At 71.0% G+C, this 19,825-nt stretch carries 16 protein-coding genes; 12 read left to right on the top strand and 4 right to left on the bottom strand.

Features of this window, described 5'->3' with window-relative positions; translation table 11 throughout:
- Positions 1-218 precede the first annotated feature (218 nt).
- From SROS_RS25880 to SROS_RS25890, 4 genes are all read left to right on the top strand, one after another.
- Positions 219-1,082 (top strand): LLM class F420-dependent oxidoreductase, encoded by an 864-nt coding sequence (locus SROS_RS25880; protein ID WP_012891872.1) that lies wholly within the window; start codon positions 219-221, stop codon positions 1,080-1,082.
- Positions 1,083-1,084: 2 nt separating this feature from the next.
- A complete protein-coding gene (locus SROS_RS51190; RefSeq protein WP_169369384.1) occupies positions 1,085-1,486 on the top strand; it encodes a hypothetical protein in 402 nt (133 codons plus the stop codon).
- A 172-nt stretch (positions 1,487-1,658) separates the two neighbouring features.
- Positions 1,659-2,585, top strand: coding sequence for a class I SAM-dependent methyltransferase (locus tag SROS_RS25885; protein WP_012891873.1), 927 nt, complete (start codon positions 1,659-1,661; stop codon positions 2,583-2,585).
- A 119-nt stretch (positions 2,586-2,704) separates the two neighbouring features.
- On the top strand, positions 2,705-3,367 hold the full coding sequence (locus tag SROS_RS25890) for an HNH endonuclease family protein (RefSeq protein ID WP_012891874.1): 663 nt from the start codon (positions 2,705-2,707) through the stop codon (positions 3,365-3,367).
- A 148-nt stretch (positions 3,368-3,515) separates the two neighbouring features.
- Here SROS_RS25890 and SROS_RS25895 read toward each other — a convergent pair whose 3' ends face one another.
- Complete coding sequence (locus SROS_RS25895) at positions 3,516-4,139, bottom strand: TetR/AcrR family transcriptional regulator (protein WP_012891875.1); 624 nt, start codon at positions 4,137-4,139, stop codon at positions 3,516-3,518.
- On the bottom strand, positions 4,129-5,019 hold the full coding sequence (locus tag SROS_RS25900) for an SDR family NAD(P)-dependent oxidoreductase (RefSeq protein ID WP_012891876.1): 891 nt from the start codon (positions 5,017-5,019) through the stop codon (positions 4,129-4,131). The genes SROS_RS25895 and SROS_RS25900 overlap by 11 nt, the downstream gene beginning before the upstream one ends.
- A gap of 379 nt (positions 5,020-5,398) precedes the next feature.
- On the opposite strand from SROS_RS25900, the gene SROS_RS25905 reads away from it, so the two are divergent.
- The 4 genes from SROS_RS25905 (at position 5,399) to SROS_RS25920 (ending at position 13,686) form a co-directional block, all read left to right on the top strand.
- Positions 5,399-6,322, top strand: coding sequence for an aminoglycoside phosphotransferase family protein (locus tag SROS_RS25905; protein WP_012891877.1), 924 nt, complete (start codon positions 5,399-5,401; stop codon positions 6,320-6,322).
- A gap of 290 nt (positions 6,323-6,612) precedes the next feature.
- The gene (locus SROS_RS25910) at positions 6,613-7,101 is read left to right on the top strand and encodes a MarR family winged helix-turn-helix transcriptional regulator (protein WP_012891878.1); all 489 of its coding nucleotides are present in this window, start codon (positions 6,613-6,615) and stop codon (positions 7,099-7,101) included.
- 488 nt (positions 7,102-7,589) lie between these two features.
- On the top strand, positions 7,590-13,079 hold the full coding sequence (locus SROS_RS25915; protein WP_012891879.1) for an ATP-binding protein: 5,490 nt from the start codon (positions 7,590-7,592) through the stop codon (positions 13,077-13,079).
- Between the two features lie 211 nt (positions 13,080-13,290).
- Positions 13,291-13,686 (top strand): peptidase inhibitor family I36 protein, encoded by a 396-nt coding sequence (locus tag SROS_RS25920; protein ID WP_086012427.1) that lies wholly within the window; start codon positions 13,291-13,293, stop codon positions 13,684-13,686.
- Positions 13,687-13,838: 152 nt separating this feature from the next.
- On the opposite strand, the gene SROS_RS25925 is transcribed toward SROS_RS25920, so the two are convergent.
- Complete coding sequence (locus SROS_RS25925; RefSeq protein WP_012891881.1) at positions 13,839-14,702, bottom strand: phosphotransferase; 864 nt, start codon at positions 14,700-14,702, stop codon at positions 13,839-13,841.
- A 305-nt stretch (positions 14,703-15,007) separates the two neighbouring features.
- On the opposite strand from SROS_RS25925, the gene SROS_RS25930 reads away from it, so the two are divergent.
- The 3 genes from SROS_RS25930 to SROS_RS25940 are packed head-to-tail and all read left to right on the top strand — an operon-like array spanning position 15,008 to position 17,231.
- Positions 15,008-16,078 (top strand): sigma-70 family RNA polymerase sigma factor, encoded by a 1,071-nt coding sequence (locus tag SROS_RS25930; RefSeq protein ID WP_012891882.1) that lies wholly within the window; start codon positions 15,008-15,010, stop codon positions 16,076-16,078.
- On the top strand, positions 16,075-16,404 hold the full coding sequence (locus SROS_RS51720; RefSeq protein WP_012891883.1) for a hypothetical protein: 330 nt from the start codon (positions 16,075-16,077) through the stop codon (positions 16,402-16,404). Before SROS_RS25930 ends, SROS_RS51720 begins: the two co-directional genes overlap by 4 nt.
- Entirely contained in the window at positions 16,395-17,231 is an 837-nt protein-coding gene (locus SROS_RS25940) for an alpha/beta fold hydrolase (RefSeq protein WP_012891884.1), read from the top strand. The genes SROS_RS51720 and SROS_RS25940 overlap by 10 nt, the downstream gene beginning before the upstream one ends.
- A 208-nt stretch (positions 17,232-17,439) precedes the next feature.
- Here SROS_RS25940 and abc-f read toward each other — a convergent pair whose 3' ends face one another.
- On the bottom strand, positions 17,440-19,074 hold the full coding sequence (abc-f, locus tag SROS_RS25945; protein WP_012891885.1) for a ribosomal protection-like ABC-F family protein: 1,635 nt from the start codon (positions 19,072-19,074) through the stop codon (positions 17,440-17,442).
- A gap of 258 nt (positions 19,075-19,332) precedes the next feature.
- Here abc-f and aroQ point away from each other — a divergent pair, with 258 nt between their 5' ends.
- Positions 19,333-19,794, top strand: a complete 462-nt coding sequence (gene aroQ, locus SROS_RS25950; RefSeq protein ID WP_012891886.1) for a type II 3-dehydroquinate dehydratase — start codon at positions 19,333-19,335, stop codon at positions 19,792-19,794.
- Positions 19,795-19,825: the final 31 nt, after the last annotated feature.

The raw sequence follows: 19,825 nt of genomic DNA on the forward strand, positions 1-19,825 counted from the left end.
GCACCGGCCGATCACCCCGTAGCTCAGCGATCTTCGGGTACCGCGCGGGCACCCGCCAGGAGGTGTGGCGGGTGCCCGCGCGGCCCGTGAGATAATTGCTCCTACGGAGCCCTCTCGGCCTCGGGTGCAGCAACCCGGGCGAGAGGGTTTTTTCATGCCCGCAGCCGCAGTGACGCGTCATCCTGCGGCGGGCATACCCACCCGATCAAGGAGATTCGATGAAACTCGGCCTGACCTGCCCGCGCTTCACCTGGCCCGGCGGCGACAGCGCCATCGCCGGGCGGTTCGCGGCCGTCGCCCGCGGCGCCGACGAAGCCGGGCTGCACAGCCTGTGGGTGATGGACCACTTCTTCCAGATCCCCAACTTCGGCCCGGTGGAGGATCCGATGCTGGAGGCGTACGGCGCGCTGTCCTATGCGGCCGCCCTCACCAGCCGGGTCACGCTGGGCGCCCTCGTCACCGGCGCCGTCCACCGTGAGCCCGGCCTGCTGGTGAAGCAGGTCAGCACCCTGGACTCGCTCTCCGGCGGCCGCGCCGTCCTCGGCATCGGCGCCGGCTGGTACGAGCCGGAGGCCCGCGGTCTCGGCCTCCGCTTCCCTTCCCTGGCCGAGCGGTTCGAACGGCTGGAGGAGACGCTCCAGATCGCCAAGCAGATGTGGAGCGACGAGGACAAACCATACGAGGGCAGGCACTACAGGCTGGAACGTACGCTCAACGCGCCGCAGGCGCGCCCGCCGATCCTCATCGGCGGCAGCGGGGAGAACAAGACCCTCCGTCTCGTCGCCGAGTACGCCGACGCTTGCAACTTCCTGCACGGCGCCGACGTGCGGCACAAGCTCGGCGTGCTGCGCGCCCACTGCGAACGACTCGGACGGCCCTACCAGGAGATCGAGAAGACTCTCCACATGCGCATCCCCGACGGTCAGAGTGTCGAGGAGAGCGTCCAGCACTGCGGCGACCTGGCCGCCCTGGGCATCGACCACGTCATCGTCGCCGTCCCCGATGCCGCCGCCGACTCCTCGCAGGCGCACCTGGCCGCGCTCGCCACGCAGATCTCCGCCATCATCCCCGCCGGGCGCTGAGCATGGGCTTCAGCCTTGATTCCGACCCGGTCGCGCCCCTTCCAGGACAGGATTCGCTGGTCATAGGCGACCGCACCCGATTCGCGAAACACCGGCTTGATCTTCTTGTCCCGCTTGTACGCCTCACATGCCTTGGCGATCGACCGGATGGCCATCTGTGCCGACAAGCCGAACTCGGCTCGCAGATCGGCGTACACCAGCTTCTGCAAGGCGATCTTGTTGGCGGTGCGGTGCTCGAACGCCACCTCGGCGGTGTGATTGGCGGCGACGTCGCATGCCCGCATCGTCGCCGGCAGCGCCTCGCCCTGCTCGGCGCTCGGGGCGAGCTTCAGCATCTCCGTCACCGGCATGCACTGAGCGTGTCATTCAATGCTTCGCCGTTCCGCGTTTCCTCCCCGCCCTGAAGAGCGGAGCATCCACGCTGTACGTTCTTGGTGAATATCCCTGTTGACACCGACAAGTGCTGCGGGGCCGCCCGGTAGCGCGGCGTGCTGCCCATGCGGGCATTCCACCCCGTTTTTGCGGAATCGGCAACAAAAGTTGCCGGCACCACCCGGTGGGTGCACGCTCATCGGCATGAGCTCACACCACGCCTCCGGACACGGCCACGGCCACGGACATGAACACACCGACATCGACTGGGAGGTCATGGCCGCCCAGCTGGAGAACAGCGGCGAACTGCAGCTCCCGCTCCTCCGCCGGACGGCGGCCCGCCTGAGGGAACTGCTCGATCCGGAGAAGGAGGTCCGGCGCATCCTCGACATCGGCAGCGGGCCGGGGGTGATGACCTGCGTGTTCGCCGAGACCTTCGCGGGCGCCGAGGCGGTCGCCGTGGACGGCACGCCCGGGCTGCTGGAGCGAACCCTGGCCCGCGCCGAGCGGCTCGGCCTCGACGGCAGGGTGGCCGTCCGGCACGCGAAGCTGCCCGAGGGCCTGGACGGCGGTGACGAGCACGGGGAAGGCGGCCTCGGCGCGGCGGATCTGATCTGGAGCAGCAAGGCCGTGCACCACCTCGGCGACCAGCAGCGGGCACTGGACGCGCTCGCCGGTGTGCTGAGGCCCGGCGGGCTGCTCGCCGTGGCGGAGGGCGGCCTGCCGACGCGTTTCCTCCCACGCGACATCGGCATCGGCAGGCCGGGCCTCCAGGCCCGGCTCGACGCCGTCCAGGAGCACTGGTTCGAGATCATGCGAGCCGAACTGCCCGGCAGCACCAGCGTGGTCGAGGACTGGCCCGCGATGCTCAGCCGCGCCGGGCTCACCGGCGTCGGCAGCTTCACTTTCCTCCTCGACCTGCCGGCGCCGCTGGACGAGACGGCCCGCGCCTTCCTGCACGCCCATCTGACCCGGCTGCGGGAGACGGTGAACGAGGTCATGGACGCGGAGGACCGCAGGACACTCGACGTGCTGCTCGATCCCGGGGCACCGGAAGGCATCCTGCGACGGCCCGACGCCTTCCTCCTCTCCGCCACCACGGTCTTCACGGGCGTGCGCTCGGCTCGGTGAAGCGCGCGCGAAGGCAAGGGGCGATCACCGCCCCGCTCTCCATCGGGCGCCATCCAGCCGATATTGCCGGGGCCCCATACCACTGCCGCCGACGGCGGGTGACTGGTATAGGTGGAATCATGATCTTCTTGAGGCGGACGGTCCGAGTCGCCGTACTCACTCTTTTGGTCATCCCGATCACCGCTGTCACCGCTACCCCACAGGCGGCAGCCGACCCGCGCAAGCGGTCACAGGCCGACGCCGGGACGCTGGCCCGCCACAGGCTGGCCCAGCTGAAAGTCGCCAGGCCACTGTCGATCCGCGGTTACAGCCACCGGCGGTTCCAGCCCCGATGGGCGCACCACAAGGGCAGGTGCGACGCGCGGGAGGTGGTCCTGGCCCGCGACGGGCGACGCGTGCGCAGGAATGCGGCCTGCCACCCGGTCAAGGGCGTCTGGTACAGCCCGTACGACGGCAAGTGGCTGAAAAGCGAGAAGCAGGTCGACGTCGATCATGTCGTGCCGCTGGCGTACGCCTGGCGCTCCGGCGCCGGCAAATGGAGCCAGGCTCGGCGGCGCGCCTTCGCCAACGACCTCACCCGCCCCGAGCTGATAGCGGTCAGCCACTCCGTCAACATCGCCAAGGGCGGCCAGGGGCCGCAGAGCTGGCGTCCGCCGCGCCGTAGCTACTGGTGCCGCTACGCGACCTCATGGATCACCGTGAAGTCTCACTACCGGCTCTCCGTGACCCGGCGGGAGAAGGTGGCCTTGCTCAACATGCTCCGCACCTGCCGAGGACGATGATCCGCACATCGGCCGGGACCGTTGCGGAGCGGACCGGACATTCAGCCTGAGGCCTTCAGCGGGTTCGGGGCTTTCCGAGGTCCCGGGACACCGGAAAGCCGGGAGCCCCGAGCACGCCGGCCGTCCGCCGGGGAAGGACCCCGGCCGTTCACCGTCCGGTCCCGTCCCGCGGCGGACATTCGCCGCGGACCGACTGCCAGATGCGTTCGGGGAGCAGGCGCGCCGCGATCGTCAAGTCGACGTCGGGCGCTCCGGCGAGCCAGCGGCGGGAGGTCTCCGCCACGGGGCCGATCACCAGCATCTCGGTGAGCGGGTCGGGCAGGGCGATGACATGCCCGGCCTCCACGTGGGGGCGGAGCCAGTCGGCGATCTGGCGCATCCTGGACGCCTTCGCCGCCGCGATACGCTCCGCGTGGGCCGGCAGGAAAGCGGCATAGGACGAGGCATGGATGAAGTGCGCCGCCGGCCTGTTGTCCCGGGCGAACCGCAAATACGCTTCCACGAGGGCCCGTACGCCGGTGCGGGCCGTCCTGGAGAGCTTGAGCGCGGCGATGAGCGTGTCGAGCAGTTCGGACATGCAGCGGCTGTAGAGGGCCGCGGAGAGTCCGTCGACACTGCCGAAGTGGTGGTAGAGGCTGCCGCTGCTGACGCCGGTCTCGGCGATCAACGCGGTCATGGTCAGCGCACCGGCCCCCCGGGCCGCGTAGAGATCGAGCGCCGCCTCCAGGATCCTGTCGGCGGTCGCCTCGCCTCGCTGCTGCTTAGGTGACATCGCGCCGGGCCGGTGGCGGGGTCCGCTGGAGGCCGGTGAGCTCCAGCGCCTGTGTCCAGAGCCGCTCCGCGAGCGCGGTGTCGGCGGCGACCGGGGCCAGCGGCTGCTCGACGTCGATGTGGAAGTAGCGGCCGGTCCGCCCGGCCGTTTCCTCGGCCAGCGCGAGCTTGACGACAGGCCGGGCACCCACGTCCGGGCTCTTCCACAGCAGTTTCGCCGCCTTGAGCAGGTAGCCCAGAGGTCCGCCGCGGTCCCCCAGCCCGGTGCGGATCACCCCGGGGTGAACGGCGTTGATCGTCACTCCGGCGTCCTTCCAGCGTTCGGCGAACCGTGGCACCAGCAGCAGGTTGCACAGCTTGGTGTCGGCGTAGGTCCGCATCGGGTGGAAGTCCAGGCCGGTGGGGGTGCGCTCCGGATCGGCCCGCCCTTTGACGTACAGCCCGGCACCGACCTGCACGACCCGTGCCCCGGAGGCGGCCAGCAGCGGCTCCAGCTCGTGGTTGAGCAGGAACGGCGCGAGATGGTTGGTGACGAAGGCCTGCTCCAGCCCGTCCTCTCCCAGCGCCCGCCGGCTCGGCCACAGACCGGCGTTGTGGACCAGCACATCGATGCGCGGGCAGGCCTCGCCAAGCGCCCCGGCGGTCGCGCGCACCTTCCGGACGCTGGAGAGATCACCGACGACGAGGCGCACACGGGCCCCGCCGGACCCGGCGAGCGACGCCCGCGCGGTCTCCCCCCGCTCCCTGTCACGCGCGACCAGCACCACCTCGCACCCGTCCTGGAGCAACCGCGCGGCGACGGCGTATCCGATGCCGCGGTTGCCGCCTGTCACCACGGCCGTCCGGGCGGAGGTGGAGGCCGGTGTCCCCGCGTTGTCCATGGCCGGGATTCTAGCGAGATCCAGAGAGGCTCTCTAGAGAGTCTCTCTGGATTTTGGGATTGCCGAGATCCCGGGGAGCGCACACCGGTCCGGCGGTTGCGCGCCGTTTCACACCGAGATCGGCGTGTCCGCCGGGGCCCGGCGAGCACAGGGCGCGCCACGGGTGTGCGGGTCCCCGTCTCCGGCGGCGCCGGTGCGTGGTCCGCGGAAACAGTCATCTCCGCGAACCCGGCAGGTGACGGGTGCCATGTCCCGGAACAGACGTGATCGTCTTCGGGTAGGATCGGGGACATGCTTTGACGCCTGCCCGGAAGCCGGGCACCCCCGCGATCTCCTTCGTACCCGAACAACCCCGGAACCCACGAAGGAGACACCCGACATGAGCATGTCGCTCCCCATCGACATCCCCGACGCGTTCGCCGCGTCGTACGGCCGGGACAGCGCGTCCGGCCGCGCCTGGATCGCCGCGCTGCCAGGGCTGGCCGCGAACTTCCTGGACCGCTGGACACTGCGGCCGGAGGGCCTCGCAGGACACGGCATGGCCTCACTCGTGCTGCCGGTGACCCGCGCGGACGGTACGCCCGCGGTGCTGAAGCTCCAGCAGGTCACCGAGGACAGCATCGGTGCCGCGCTCGGCCTGCGGGTGTGGAACGGCGACGGCGTGGTGCGCCTGCTCGACCACGACCCGGACACCGGCACCATGCTGCTGGAACGGCTGGACGCGGCCCGGCCGCTGTCGTCGGTGGCCGACGACGACGCCGCCATGCAGATCCTCGCCGAGCTGATGGCGCGCCTGGTCGCGGTGCCCGCGCCACCGGGTCTGCGGCACCTGGCCGACATCGCCGCGGCCATGCTCGACGAGGTGCCGCGCGCCGTACCGGCGCTGCGCGACCCGGCCGAACAACGGCTGGTGCACATCTGCGCGGCCGCCGTGGCCGAGCTGATCGGCGAACCCGGCGACCGGCTGCTGCACTGGGACCTGCACTACGACAACATCCTCGCCGGGCAACGGGAACCCTGGCTGGCCATCGACCCCGAACCGCTGGCCGGCGACCCCGGATTCGACCTGTGGCCGGCGCTGGACAGCCGATGGGAGGAGGCGGTGGTGGCGACCGGTGACGTGACCCGCACGGTCCTCCGCCGCTTCGACCTCCTCACCGAGGCGCTCGGCCTGGACCGACAGCGGGCGACCGGCTGGACGCTCGGTCGCGTCCTGCAGAACGCGTTGTGGGACATCGAGGACGGCAAGACCTCGCTGGAACCGGCCCAGGTCGTCCTCGCCACCACCCTGCTGCGCCGCTAGGCGCTCATGCCGCGGCCCATCCGTACCGGCCATGGGCGCCGGTGACGGCGGCACGGCCGAATGATCTCTCGATGGGCGGGGGCCTCACGGTGTGGTGCGAGTCGACCGGGACTCGATCCGCCGGAGGCCCTCACGCCCCGCCGTCCGGGGGGCGAGCCGTCTTCGCCCGGCGCGCTGCATCCCGACGGCGGGCACCGCGGCCTCCGTAATTCACAACTTTCTTGGTCGACTCAGTATCCTGACTCTCGGACGAGAGCAAGTCTCAGGAAGCTGGGTCAAATGAGGAAGCTGTGACAAATACGGCCGGCGTGCCCGCCGAGGAATACCTGTGCACCAGGATCCGCCGCGCCGAACAGGCCCTGACGGCCCACCACGAAGCCGTCCTGCGCGCCTACGGGCTGACCATGACCCAGTACACGGTGCTGCTCGCCCTCTCCCGCGACGACGGCATGTCCGGCGCCCAACTGGCCCGTGCCTGCGGCGTCACCCAGCAGAGCATGGCCACGGTCCTCACCGGCATGCAGGCCAAGGGCCTCATCGACCGGCGCTCGTCACCCGTGCACGCCAAGGTCATGATCGCCACCCTCACCGGCACCGGCCGGCGCCACCTCGACGGGGCCTACCAGGAAGTCAACGTGCTCGAGAAAGCCTTCCTCGACAGGTTCACCCCGGCCGAGCACGGGCAGTTCTGCGACCTCCTCGACCGAGCCACCGAGACTCTGATCGAACAGACGCCCCGGCCCGCCAAGCCGACATCCCATCGCCCCCAGCCGACGTGAGCCGGACCGGGGAGAAGCGCTGTCCGCCAACGTGTCAGAGTCCATGTCCGCAGCCGGGGAAGGTCCGTTGTCCGCGCACACATGTCGTCACGGTCCTCGCGGAGCCCTTCGGGCAAGGCCCCCGCGCGGGCCCTCAACCCGGGTTCCGGGCTCATGCGGGCTGGATCCTCCGAAGTCCCGCCGGGCACCATCGGAGCATGTCCGGTACCCGAGGGGGCCCGCCTGCCACCTTTGTCGCTTCCTGACAAACGCTCCCCTCAGCCGCGGCCGGTCCGAACGGATCCCCGAGTCCGCGAGCGCTGTGTAACCAAGATCACACCAGCCGCGCGTCACACCATCCCAACGGACGCGTTTGTGCGATCCCCACAACTCCGGCCGCGAAACACGCTTAGTCCCCGCCATTCCGGTACCCGGGAGCAGCCGAGAGTATGTACCCCGGTTGGGGCGGGGATGGCCGCCGTGTTCACCGTCTTCGAAAGGCCCGCTCAGTGTTCAGTCGTGTCGCCATCGTCAACCGGGGTGAAGCCGCCATGCGGCTCATCCACGCCGTTCGGGACCTGTCCGCGGAGACGGGGACACGGATCGAGACCGTAGCCCTGTACACGGATTCCGACCGGACGGCCACGTTCGTCCGCGAGGCGGACATTGCCTACGACTTGGGGCCGGCCGCGAACCGGCCCTATCTGGACCACGCGGTCCTCAGGAAAGCCCTGGTCGAGACCGGCGCGGACGCGGCCTGGGTCGGTTGGGGCTTCGTCGCGGAGGACCCGGCGTTCGCCGACCTGTGCGCCGAGATCGGCGTGACGTTCGTCGGCCCGAGCGCCGAGGCGATGCGCAAGCTGGGCGACAAGATCGGCTCGAAGCTGATCGCCGAAAAGGTCGGGGTGCCCGTAGCGCCGTGGAGCCGCGGCCCGGTGGAGACACTGGAGGACGCGAAGGCGGCGGCGGACCGGATCGGCTACCCCTTGATGCTGAAGGCGACCGCCGGCGGCGGCGGTCGTGGTATCCGGATGGTCTCCAACGCCGACGAGCTGACCCAGGCCTACGAGCTGACGCGCCGGGAGGCCGAGCGCGCGTTCGGCAGTGGCGTCGTGTTCCTGGAGCGCCTGGTGACGGGCGCCCGGCACGTCGAGGTCCAGGTCATCGCGGACGGGCAGGGCACCGCGTGGGCGCTGGGCGTGCGCGACTGCTCCGTGCAGCGGCGTAACCAGAAGATCATCGAGGAGTCCGCCTCCCCGGTCCTCAACGCCAAGCAGGTCGCCGAGCTGAAGGCGTCGGCCGAGCGGCTCGTGCTCGCGGTGGACTACCAGGGCGCGGGCACCATCGAGTTCCTCTACCACCCCGGTGAGCGGCTGTTCGCGTTCCTCGAGGTCAACACGCGCCTGCAGGTCGAGCACCCGATCACCGAGATCACCACCGGCGTCGACCTGGTCAAGGCCCAGCTGCACGTCGCGGCGGGCGGCAAGCTCGAGGGCGACGCGCCCGAGGAATGGGGTCACGCCGTCGAGGCGCGCCTCAACGCCGAGGACCCCGACCGCGACTTCGCACCCTCACCCGGCCGGATCGCGCGGCTGGCGCTGCCCAGCGGCCCCGGCATCCGGGTGGACACCGGGTTCAGCGAGGGCGACACGATCCCCGCCGACTTCGACTCGATGATCGCCAAGATCATCGCGCACGGCCGTGACCGCACGGAGGCGCTGGCCCGCCTGCGCCGCGCGATGACGCAGACGACCGTCATCATCGAGGGCGGCGTGACGAACAAGGGTTTCGTCCGCATGCTGCTCGACGAGCCCGCGGTGATCGACGGATCCGCCGACACCGGCTGGATCGACCGCGTGCGCGCCCAGGGCGCCCTCGTGTCGCACCAGCACTCCGCGATCGCGCTGATCGCCGCCGCCATCGAGGCTTACGAGGACGAGGAGGCCGTGACGCGGCAGCGCTTCCTGTCCACCGCGCACGGCGGCCGCCCGCAGTCGCAGCACGAGAGCGGCCGCGCGCTGGAGCTCAAGCTCCGCGACGTCGGCTACCGCGTCCAGGTCGCCCGCACCGGCGGCCACCGGTTCCGCATCGGCCTGTCGGCGGGTGGTCCCGAGCACGCGGCCGACGTCGACATCGAGCGTTTCGACGAGCACAGCGGCCAGATCACCGTGAACGGCGTCCGCTTCAAGGTCGTCACGAGCACTCACGGCCCGATCCACCTGGTCGAGGTCGACGGCATCACGCACCGGATCAGCCGCGACGAGGGCGGCATCGTGCGCTCGCCCGTGCCCGCGCTCGTGGTGGCCACGCCGCTGCAGGCGGGCGACGAGGTCGAGGCCGGCGCGCCGCTGCTCGTGGTCGAGAGCATGAAGATGGAGACCGTGCTGCGCGCGCCGTTCCGCAGCCGCGTGCGGGAGCTCGCGGTGTCGGTCGGCAGCCAGGTGGAGGCGGGCGCCCGCCTGCTCCGCCTGGAGCCGCTGGGCGACGGCGACGAGGCGGCCGGTCCCGCGACCGCGGCGCGGGAAGTCGAGCTGGACCTGCCGTCCGAGCCGGCGGACGTGCCCGCGGCCGACCGGGCCGCGCGTGGTCTGCAGGACCTGCGCAGCCTCCTGCTGGGCTTCGACATCGACTCCCGGGACGAGAAGCGCCTGCTCGCCAACTACCTGGCCGCGCGCGCCGAGCTCGTCGCGGAGGGCGGACACGAGCCTGCCGGGGAGGTCGAGCTGCTGAGCCTGTTCGCCGACCTGAGCGAGCTGAGCCGCAACCGGCCCGCCGGCGAGGAGTCGAAGTCCGCCTCCTCGGTGCACAGCCCCCGCGAGTACTTCCACACCTACCTGCAGTACCTCGACCCGGACCGCTCCGGGCTGTCGGAGAGCTTCCGGCAGCGGCTCACGCACGTGCTGTCCCGCTACGGCGTCGAAGGCCTGGACCGCACGCCTGAGCTGGAGAACGCGGTCTTCCGGATCTTCCTGGCCCAGCAGCGCGCGTCCGCCGACGTCGCCGTGGTGACGACCCTGCTGCGCCAGTGGGTGACCGAGGCCCCGCCCGCCGAGGCGGACCGCGTCACCGTCGGCCTGGCGCTGGAGCACCTGGTCGCCGCCACCCAGGTCCGGTTCCCGGCCGTCGCGGACCTGGCGCGCGGCGTCGTGTTCACCTGGTTCGCCCAGCCGCTGCTGCGCCGTACCCGCGCCAAGGTCTACACGGCCGTGCGCAAGCACCTGCGCCACCTCGACCAGCATCCGGACGCGCCCGACCGCGCCGAGCGGATCTCCGCGATGGTCGCCAGCGCCGAGCCGCTCGTCCGGCTGATCGGCCAGCGGATCGGCCGCGAAGGCGCCGACCCCGTGCCCCTGCTGGAGGTGCTGAGCCGCCGATACTACGGCAACCGCGCGCTCAGCGACATCCGGGTGAGCGAGGTGGCGGGCTGCACGTTCGTCGTCGCCGACCACCGCACCGCGACCGGCAACGGTCGCGTCGTGACCACCGCGGTCGACTTCCCGTCGCTGGCCGGGGCGGTCAAGGCGGTCGACGAGTTCGCCGGCGACGGCGAACTGGTGGCGGACGTCTATCTGAACTGGTCCGACGGTCCGAACGATCCCGACGAGATGGCCGCGCGCCTGCGCGAGATCCTGGTCGCGCAGCAGCCGTCGGACCGGGTCGGCCGCGTCACCACGACCGTCGCGGGCAACAGCGGCGCCATGATGCACCACCACTTCACCTTCCGGCCGTCCGCGGACGGCTTCGTGGAGGAACGGCTGCTGCGCGGTCTGCACCCGCGCATCGCCGAGCGCATGCAGCTGGAGCGGTTGCGCGACTTCGACCTCACCCGGCTGCCCTCGCCCGACGAGGAGGTCTACCTCTTCCGGGCCGCGGCACGGAAGAACCCGTCCGACGAGCGCCTCGTCGCCCTGGGCCAGGTCCGCGACCTGACCCCGTTGCGCGACGACGAGGGCAGGCTCGTCGCGCTGCCCGCGGCCGAGGACATCATTGCCACGTGCCTCGACGCCATCCGCCGGGCCAAGAAGCCCGGCGCGAAGACGTCCGCCACGAACCGGATCGTCATCTACGTGTGGCCACCGACCGACCTCTCGCCGGACGACCTGAACACCGTGGCGAAGCGCGTGTTGCCGACGACGGCGGGTGCGGGCCTGGAGGAGGTGCTGTTCCTCGGCAGGCGCCGCGACAGCGCCACCGGCGAGCTCGTCGACATCGCCGTCCGGATCGGCTACGACGTGGGCTCCGGCGTGCGGCTGTCCGTCGTGCCGCCGCCGACCGAGCCCATCGAGCCGCTGGACGACTACCGCCAGGAGGTGCTGCGCGCGCACAGCCGCGGCACGCACTATCCGTACGAGCTGACCGGCATGCTCGCCGGGCCGTCCGGCTCGTTCACCGAGTACGACCTGGACGAGCACTCGCAGCTGGTGCCGGTGGACCGGCCCAAGGGACGCAACACCGCCGCGCTCGTCGCGGGTGTCGTCAGCACGCCCAGCCCGCGTCATCCGGAGGGCGTGACCCGCGTCGTGCTGCTGGGCGACCCGACGAAGGCGCTCGGCGCGCTGTCCGAGCCCGAGTGCGCGCGGGTGATCGCCGCGCTCGACCTGGCCGAGCGGATGCGGGTGCCGCTGGAGTGGTTCGCGCTCTCCGCGGGCGCCCGGATCTCGATGTCGTCCGGCACCGAGAACATGGACTGGGTGGCGGCCGCGCTGAAGCGGATCGTGAACTTCACCCAGGACGGCGGCGAGATCAACATCGTGGTCGCGGGCATCAACGTCGGCGCCCAGCCGTACTGGAACGCCGAGGCCACGATGCTCATGCACACCAAGGGCATCCTGGTGATGACGCCGGACTCCGCGATGGTGCTGACGGGCAAGCAGTCGCTCGACTTCTCCGGCGGCGTGTCGGCCGAGGACAACCATGGCATCGGCGGGTACGACCGGATCATGGGCCCGAACGGCCAGGCGCAGTACTGGGCGCCGGACATCCGCGGTGCGCGGGAAGTCCTGATGTCGCACTACGACCACACCTACGTCGCGCCGGGAGAGAGCCGGCCGCGCAAGACGGTCACCGGCGACCCGGTGGACCGCGACGTGTCGGTGTTCCCGCACGCCGTACCGGACAGCGACTTCACGACGGTGGGCCAGATCTTCTCCGGCGAGTCCAACCCGGACCGCAAGAAGCCGTTCGACATCCGCACAGTCATGCGTGCGCTGTCCGATCAGGACCACCCGGTGCTGGAGCGGTGGGCGGGCATGGCCGACGCGGACACCGCCGTGGTCCAGGACGTCCACCTCGGCGGTCGACCGGTGTGCCTGCTGGGCATCGAGTCCCGGTCCGTGCCGCGTCGCGGATTCCCTCCCACCGACGGCCCGGACACCTACACCGCGGGCACCTTGTTCCCGCGGTCGTCCAAGAAGGCCGCTCGGGCCATCAACGCCGCCAGCGGGAACCGTCCTCTGGTCGTGCTGGCCAACCTGTCGGGGTTCGACGGGTCGCCCGAGTCGATGCGCAAGCTGCAGCTGGAGTACGGCGCGGAGATCGGCCGCGCGGTGGTGAACTTCAAGGGCCCCATCGTGTTCTGCGTGATCTCGCGGTACCACGGCGGCGCGTTCGTGGTGTTCTCCAAGGCGCTCAACCCGGACATGACCGTGCTCGCGGTCGAGGGCTCGTTCGCCTCGGTGCTCGGCGGCGCTCCGGCCGCCGCGGTGGTCTTCGCGCGCGACGTCGACAAGCGGACCGGCAACGACCCCCGCGTGCTCGCGCTCGCCGCCCGTGTCGCGGAGGCGCCGGCTGCCACGCGGGCCGCGTTGGCCGCCGAGCTGGCCGAGCTGCGGGCATCCGTACGGGCCGAGAAGCTCACCGAGGTGGCCACCGAGTTCGACCGCGTGCACAGCATCCAGCGGGCGGTCGACGTCGGCTCGGTAGACGCGATCATCAGCTGCGCCGAGCTGCGGCCGCAGATCATCGAGGCGGTCGAGAAGGGCCTCGCCCGACAGCTCTGACCTGGTCCCGAAGCCGGACGCCCGCGCCTTTCCGGCGCGGGCGTCCGGCCTTTCGCGTTCAGGGTGTCACCGGCGGGCTGGTGCCGGTACATCCCGACGCGCGGAAATCAGCGGCGGCCGTCCCTTCCTCAGCAAGATCGAAGCAGGTATGTTTGTCCGGTCATCGAAAAAAAGTTTCACCAATGGAGGAACATTGGGCAAGAAGCTTCAGATGCTGGCACTACCGATCGCGGCCGTCGCACTGGCCACCCTGACGAGCGTTCCCGCCCAGGCGGCCGACGGCTACAACCGATGCCATGACGACCACTACTGCCTGTTCTCCGGCCTGGACGGCACGGGCGACATGATCGAGATCCAGAGCGATACGCCGGATCTCGCCACCCTCAACATGGCCGGCAGGGCCAAGTCGGACTGGAATCGCACGGATTCCTACATCCACCTTTACTCCGAAGCCGGCTACGGCGGCTGCTCGGCCCTGACCACCCCCGGCGGCAAGGGCAACTTCTTCACCACCTACCGCGACTTCTTCAACTCCGTCCGCATCGGCGGCCCGAACGGCCCGTCCTGCTTCACCTTCTCGGGTTCACGGGCCGACTCGCACGGCTGACGCGGACCGGACGGCCGGGCATCGCACAGAAACGCTCCGCCGGTGCCCGGCTCGGCCTGCGAAGGGTGCCGTTGTCATGACCGGCCACAGCCCACCCCTCGAACTGATCCGGAGCCCGCTGCCGCCCGGCCGGTGACCGGCCGGTTTCCGGATCAGTTCTCAGGCACTCCCCCGTCGGCGGTCTGCTCCAGCCACGCGACGATGTGCTCCGCGTAGCTTTCGACATGCGCGAGGGGCTTGCCGCCGAGCTCGAGGACCGCGACGAGCTGGTTGACGCCGAACGTCCTGTCCCAAACACGGGCGCGCCGGTAGGTCTCGCCGCCGACGGCCCGGCGGAGGTTGTCCCAGCCGTGCCACCCCATGAAGGCGGCGTCGATCGCCGGGTCGAACAGGTGGGCCCGGTCCCAGTCGAGGACGCCGACCAGCTTGCCGTCCTCACTCCAGTGGACGTTGTCGCCGACGAGATCTCCGTGGACGAGCGAGTCAGGGACTGCTTCCAGGGCCAGCGCCTCCTCCAGGCGCCGCCGGCCTTCGTCACGCCACTTCTCGGGGAAGCGCGGGATGACCTCTTCGGCCAGGATGCCGGCCCAGCTGTCGCCGCCCTCGTGCTCGCGCGGCGCGGCCAGCACGGCTCGCAGGTCCGGAGTGACAGGGAACTCCCGCAGAGCCCCGAGCAGCTCGCCGATCCCGGCCGGATCGCCCTCGCCCTCGGGCAGTGCGGCGCCGTCGATCCACGACACGGCGACGGCCGCGCGATCCCCGAACCTCGTCACCGGTGTCAGCGGCTCGGGCACCTCGAACGGCAGCCCGGAAGCCGCGATCACCCGCAGGAGTTCGGTACGGCGTGGCAGGGCCTCGGCTCCCGTGGGGCGTCGGCTGATCCGCACAGCCGCGACCCCGGGCAGCAGGACGACGTCGTGGATCCCGCCTCGGGCGAGCCGTGCCGTGTCGAGGGAGGCACCCGGCATGAGCGCGTCGGCTATCTCCAACAGGTCGGCAGACATCCGGTCACTCATATGTCGGTCTCCTCCTCCGGTTTGAACGCGAGGCGGCGCCCCGGGCCGCGCGGCCATCGGCCGGCTGCCGTCCTGGCGATGGGGTCCGGGCCAGATCCTAGACGCCTCCACCGACGCTCACCGAACGCCGCCGCCCGAACGTCAGCGCCCCCGTCCTGTTTCGCACGGGCATCCGGCCGGTAGTGAAGGGGGTGAGCACCGCCGGCGTCGACAGCGCGACGACGGAGACGAAGCCCGGCCGATTCCTTCCGGTGGTAGCGGCCGTCTTATGGTCGCCAATACGTTTTGGGCAGGTGGAGGTAGTCGTGCTCGAGGACAGGGACCGATCGGCGGAGGACACGGCGGTGACGGGCGCCGCGCCGGCCGGTGACGAGGAGGCGTTCGGTGCGCTCGCCGAGCCGTTGCGCAGGGAGCTGCGGGTGCACTGCTACCGGATGCTCGGCTCCTACGACGACGCCGAGGACATGGTTCAGGAGACGTTCCTGCGCGCCTGGCGGCACCGCGACACCTACGAGGGCCGGTCGAGCTTCCGGGCCTGGCTGTACAAGATCGCGACGAACGCGTGCCTGGACCTGATCGACCGCACCAAACGGCGTGTGCAGCCCTATCGGGTGCCGCCGCTGGTCGATCCGGGCGCGCCGGCGCAGCCGCCCGCCGATGTGTCCTGGCTGCAGCCGGTCCCGGATCGGCTGCTGGAGCCGGCCGCCGACAGCGCCCAGGGGCCGGCGTCGGCGGCGGTCGCGCGCGAGACGATCGAACTCGCTTTCCTGGTGGCGATCCAGCACCTGCCCGCCCGGCAGCGGGCCGTACTGATCACCAGAGACGTGCTGGGCTGGCCGGCCACCGAGACGGCCGCGCTGCTGGGAACCAGCGTGGCGTCGGTGAAGAGCGCGCTGCAACGGGCCCGGGCGACGCTGAAACGGCACCTGCCGCAGCGGCGCGAGGACTGGACGGCGACGGCCCGGCCCAGCGCCGACGAGCGTGCGCTGGTGCGGCGCTACGTCGAGGCGCACCAGCGAGCCGATCTGGGTGCCCTGGCCGGGATGCTCGCCGACGACGTGCGGATGACGATGCCGCCGCACCCGGCGTGGCTGATCGGGCGGCAGGCGCTGCTGACCTTTTCCGGGCAGGTCTTCAAACCCGGCTCGCCGTGGTACCACGGGCGCTGGCGCGGCGTCGTCACCGGCGCGAACCTGCAGCCCGCGGTGGCGCACTACGTCGAACACCCCACGGCGGACGAGACCAAGAACCTGGACGGCCGGTTCCGCGCCCAGGTGCTCGACGTGCTGCGGATCGACGACGGCCGGATCACCTCGATCACGTCGTTCGAACCGCGCTGCTTCGCCGCGTTCGGCCTGCCCCTGATCCTGCCGTGAGTGCGGGATTCCGGCGAAGCGAGGTGGTCCTGGCCTGCGGTGAGGTCCGCGACTACGAGGCGGCCGCGTGGCACGACGCGATCGTCCGGGTGCAAGGCGCGGAGGTCGAACTCGAGACGGTCAGCGGTGCCCGCCGGCGTTTCGGCCACGGCGCGGTGCTGTGCCTGGCAGGCCTTCCGCTGCGCGTGCTGCGCAATCCGGGGCCGGGCCTGGTCACGCTGATCGCGATAAGTCGGAACCGGACCGATTCCTTCTCCGCCCGGGGACCGTCATATGGCCAGGAACACGGTACAGAACCTGAAGCGGAGCAGAAGTCATGTCCATGAGCAGCGAAAATACGGTCCCAGTGAACGCGTCGGTCATCTCCGGGGACGGAACCGAGATCGCGTTCGAGCGGCTCGGTTCCGGGCCCGCGGTCATCCTCGTGTCCTCGGCACTGGCTGACCGCTCCGACGCCCGTAAGCTCGCCGGCCTGCTCGCCCAGCACTTCACCGTGATCAACTACGACCGGCGGGGCCGGGGCGCCAGCGACGACGCCACCGAGTACGCGGCCGAACGCGAGATCGAGGACATCGCGGCGCTGATCGACCACGCCGGGGGCTCGGCGTCGGTGTTCGGGAGCTCCTCGGGGGCGGTGCTGGCGTTGCGCGCCGCGGCGGCCGGACTCGACATCGAGAAACTGGCGCTCTACGAACCGCCGTTCGTGATCGGCGCCGCCGGCTTCGGCCCGCCCGGGGACTACGCCCGGCGGCTTGACGCGCTGCTGGCCGCCGGCCGGCGCGGCGACGCGGTCAGATACTTCATGACCAGGGTGCAAGGCATGCCCGCGTTCATGGTCACCATGATGCGGCTGATGCCGGGCGTGTGGTCGAACCTCAAGGCGCTGGCGCACACGCTGCCCTACGACGCGGCGGTGATGGGCGACACCCAGCAGGGCAAGCCGCTGGAGGCCGGCCGGTGGTCGGCCGCGAAAGCGCCGACGCTGGTGCTGACCGGCGGCAAGAGCCCGGCCGGATTCCACGACGCCGCACGGGCACTCGCCCACGTCCTGCCCGATGCCGAGCACCGCACACTGCCCGACCTCAACCACGGCGCCGTGGTCATGGCTCCCAAGAGGCTCGCGCCCGCTCTCGTGGAATTCCTGCACGGCTGAGCGGGTCGCCGATCCCTTTCCAGGCTCCGCGGGTGACGGGCGGCGAGGCCGGCCGGGGGGCAGGCACGGTCTTCGGGATCATGAGGTCGTCTACTCCCCCGGTCACCGGACAAGACCGTCCCCGCCCCCGCCCCGGCCGACCGGCCCTGCCGGCCGGGGTGGGCCGCGGCGCCCTGCCCTTCAGGATCGCTGAGCGTCCGCCGTCGCCTCACGCACCGGGGGCGCCCGTTTCGAGCAGACGCCCCTCGGACAGCCGCAGCCAGCGGTCCACTCCGATCTCGGCGAGGAACCGCTCGTCGTGGCTGACCACCACGAAGGCGCCCTCGTATGACTGCAGGGCGCCTTCCAGCTGGGCGACGCTGACCAGGTCGAGGTTGTTGGTCGGTTCGTCCAGCAGCAGCAGCTGGGGCGCCGGTTCGGCGCACAGGACGCAGGCCAGGGTGGCGCGCAGCCGCTCGCCGCCGGACAGCACCCCGACCGGGAGGTGGATGCGGGAGCCCCGGAACAGGAAGCGTGCGAGCAGGTTCATCCGCTGCGCCTCCGGCATCCCCGGCGCGAACGCGGCCAGGTTCTCCGCCACGGTGCGGTCGAGGTCCAGCAGGTCCAGCCGTTGGGACAGGTAGGCGACCCGGCCGTCGGCCCGCCTGGTCCCGCCGCCCTCCGGCTCCAGCTCACCGTTGATCACGCGCAGCAGGGTGGACTTGCCGGCGCCGTTGGGGCCGGTCAGAGCGATCCGCTCGGGCCCCCGGATCGCCAGGTCCGCCCCCTCCCCGGAGAAGAGGGCCCGCTCGCCGTAGCGGACCTGCATCCGTTCGCCGAGGAAGACCGTGCGTCCGGCCGGGACGCCGGTCCCGGGCAGCTCCAGCGATATCTTCTGCTCGTCGCGCACTGCCCGGCCCGCCTCGTCGAGCCTGGCCCTGGCCTCGCTGACCCGCATGGCGTGCGTCTCGTTCGACCTCCCCGCCGATTCCTGGGCACGCCGCTTCATCGTCCCGGCGAAGATCTTCGGCAGGCCGGCGCTCTTGAGGTTGCGGGCGGCGTTGCCGGCCCGGCGCGCGGCCCGCTCGCGGGCCTGCTGCATCTCCCGCTTCTCCCGCCTGACCTCCTGCTCGGCGTTGCGGACGTTCTTCTCGGCGACCTCCCGCGCGGCGCGCACGGCCTCCTCGTACTCGGTGTAGTTCCCGCCGTAGGACCGGAGCTCGCCCCGGTCGAGCTCGGCGATGCGGTCCATGCGGTCGAGCAGTGCCCGGTCGTGGCTGACCAGCAGCAGGCAGCCGTTCCAGTCCCCGAGCACGCCGTAGAGCTTGTGGCGCGCGTCGAGGTCGAGGTTGTTGGTCGGTTCGTCGAGCAGCAGGACGTCGGGCCGCTTCAGCAGCTGTGCCGCCAGGCCGAGGGAGACGACCTGGCCGCCGCTGAGGGTGTGCAGGCGCCGGGTGAGGGAGACGTCCCCGAGGCCGAGCCGGTCCAGCTGGGCACGGGTGCGCTCCTCGATGTCCCAGTCGTTGCCGATCGTCGTGAAGTGCTCCTCGCTCGCGTCTCCGGCCTCGATGGCGTTCAGCGCCCTGATCACCGGAGCGATCTCCAGGACCTCGGCCACGGTCAGGTCGCCGACGAGGGGCAGCGTCTGGGGCAGATAGCCCAGCACCCCCGCCACCGTGACCGAGCCGGCGGCCGGGCGAAGGGCGCCGGCGATCAGCTTGAGCAGCGTGCTCTTGCCGGCACCGTTGGGCGCCACCAGGCCGGTGTGTCCCGACGGGACGGTGAATGAGAGGTCCTCGAACACCGGGGTGTCGTCGGGCCAGGAGAATGACAGGTTCGAAACCACGATCAGGGCGTCGGACATCGAATCGCTTCCGCGTTCGGCCGGTACGGCGAAGCCCGTCCGGCGAAATGGTCAGGACACGAAGACATCGCCAAACGGCGGTCACGCGATGGGCGCGTCACCGATGGCCATGTGATCCGGGATCACCCGGAGATGTCTTCTTCGCCTGCCATGTCATGCTCCGTTCCGCCATTACTGCCCAGCTACGTTACCAGCCCGAGCGATCTGCATGCGGCGGCCGTCGCCGGAGGCCACGCGCTTGCGGCCGGATGAGCGAGAATGATCCCCGTGACCGGCGTCTACGTACTCAATGGCCCGAACCTGAACCTGCTCGGCACCCGCAGGCCCGAGGTGTACGGCAGCACGACACTGTCGACCCTGGAGGAGCTGTGCCGCGAGGAGGCCACCCGGCTCGGCCTGGACCTGGTCTTCCACCAGTCCAACCACGAGGGCCGGCTGATCGACTGGATCCACGAGGCCGGAGCGCGCGTCAAGGCCGGTGAGAGCATCGGCGCAGTCTTCAATCCCGGCGCCTACACCCACACCTCGATCGCCCTGCACGACGCCATCGAGGGCACCGAGCTCCCGGTCGTCGAGGTGCACATCTCCAACGTGCACCGCCGGGAGGCCTTCCGGCACCACTCCTACATCTCCCCCATCGCGCGCGGCACCATCGTCGGCCTCGGCGTGGACGGCTACCGCCTGGCCATCGACGCCCTCCACCGGATGTCCCTGCGGTAGGCCGCCGGGGGTCCTGCCGGCGGCCATGCCG

The organism is Streptosporangium roseum DSM 43021 (genome assembly GCF_000024865.1).
GTDB lineage: Bacteria > Actinomycetota > Actinomycetes > Streptosporangiales > Streptosporangiaceae > Streptosporangium > Streptosporangium roseum.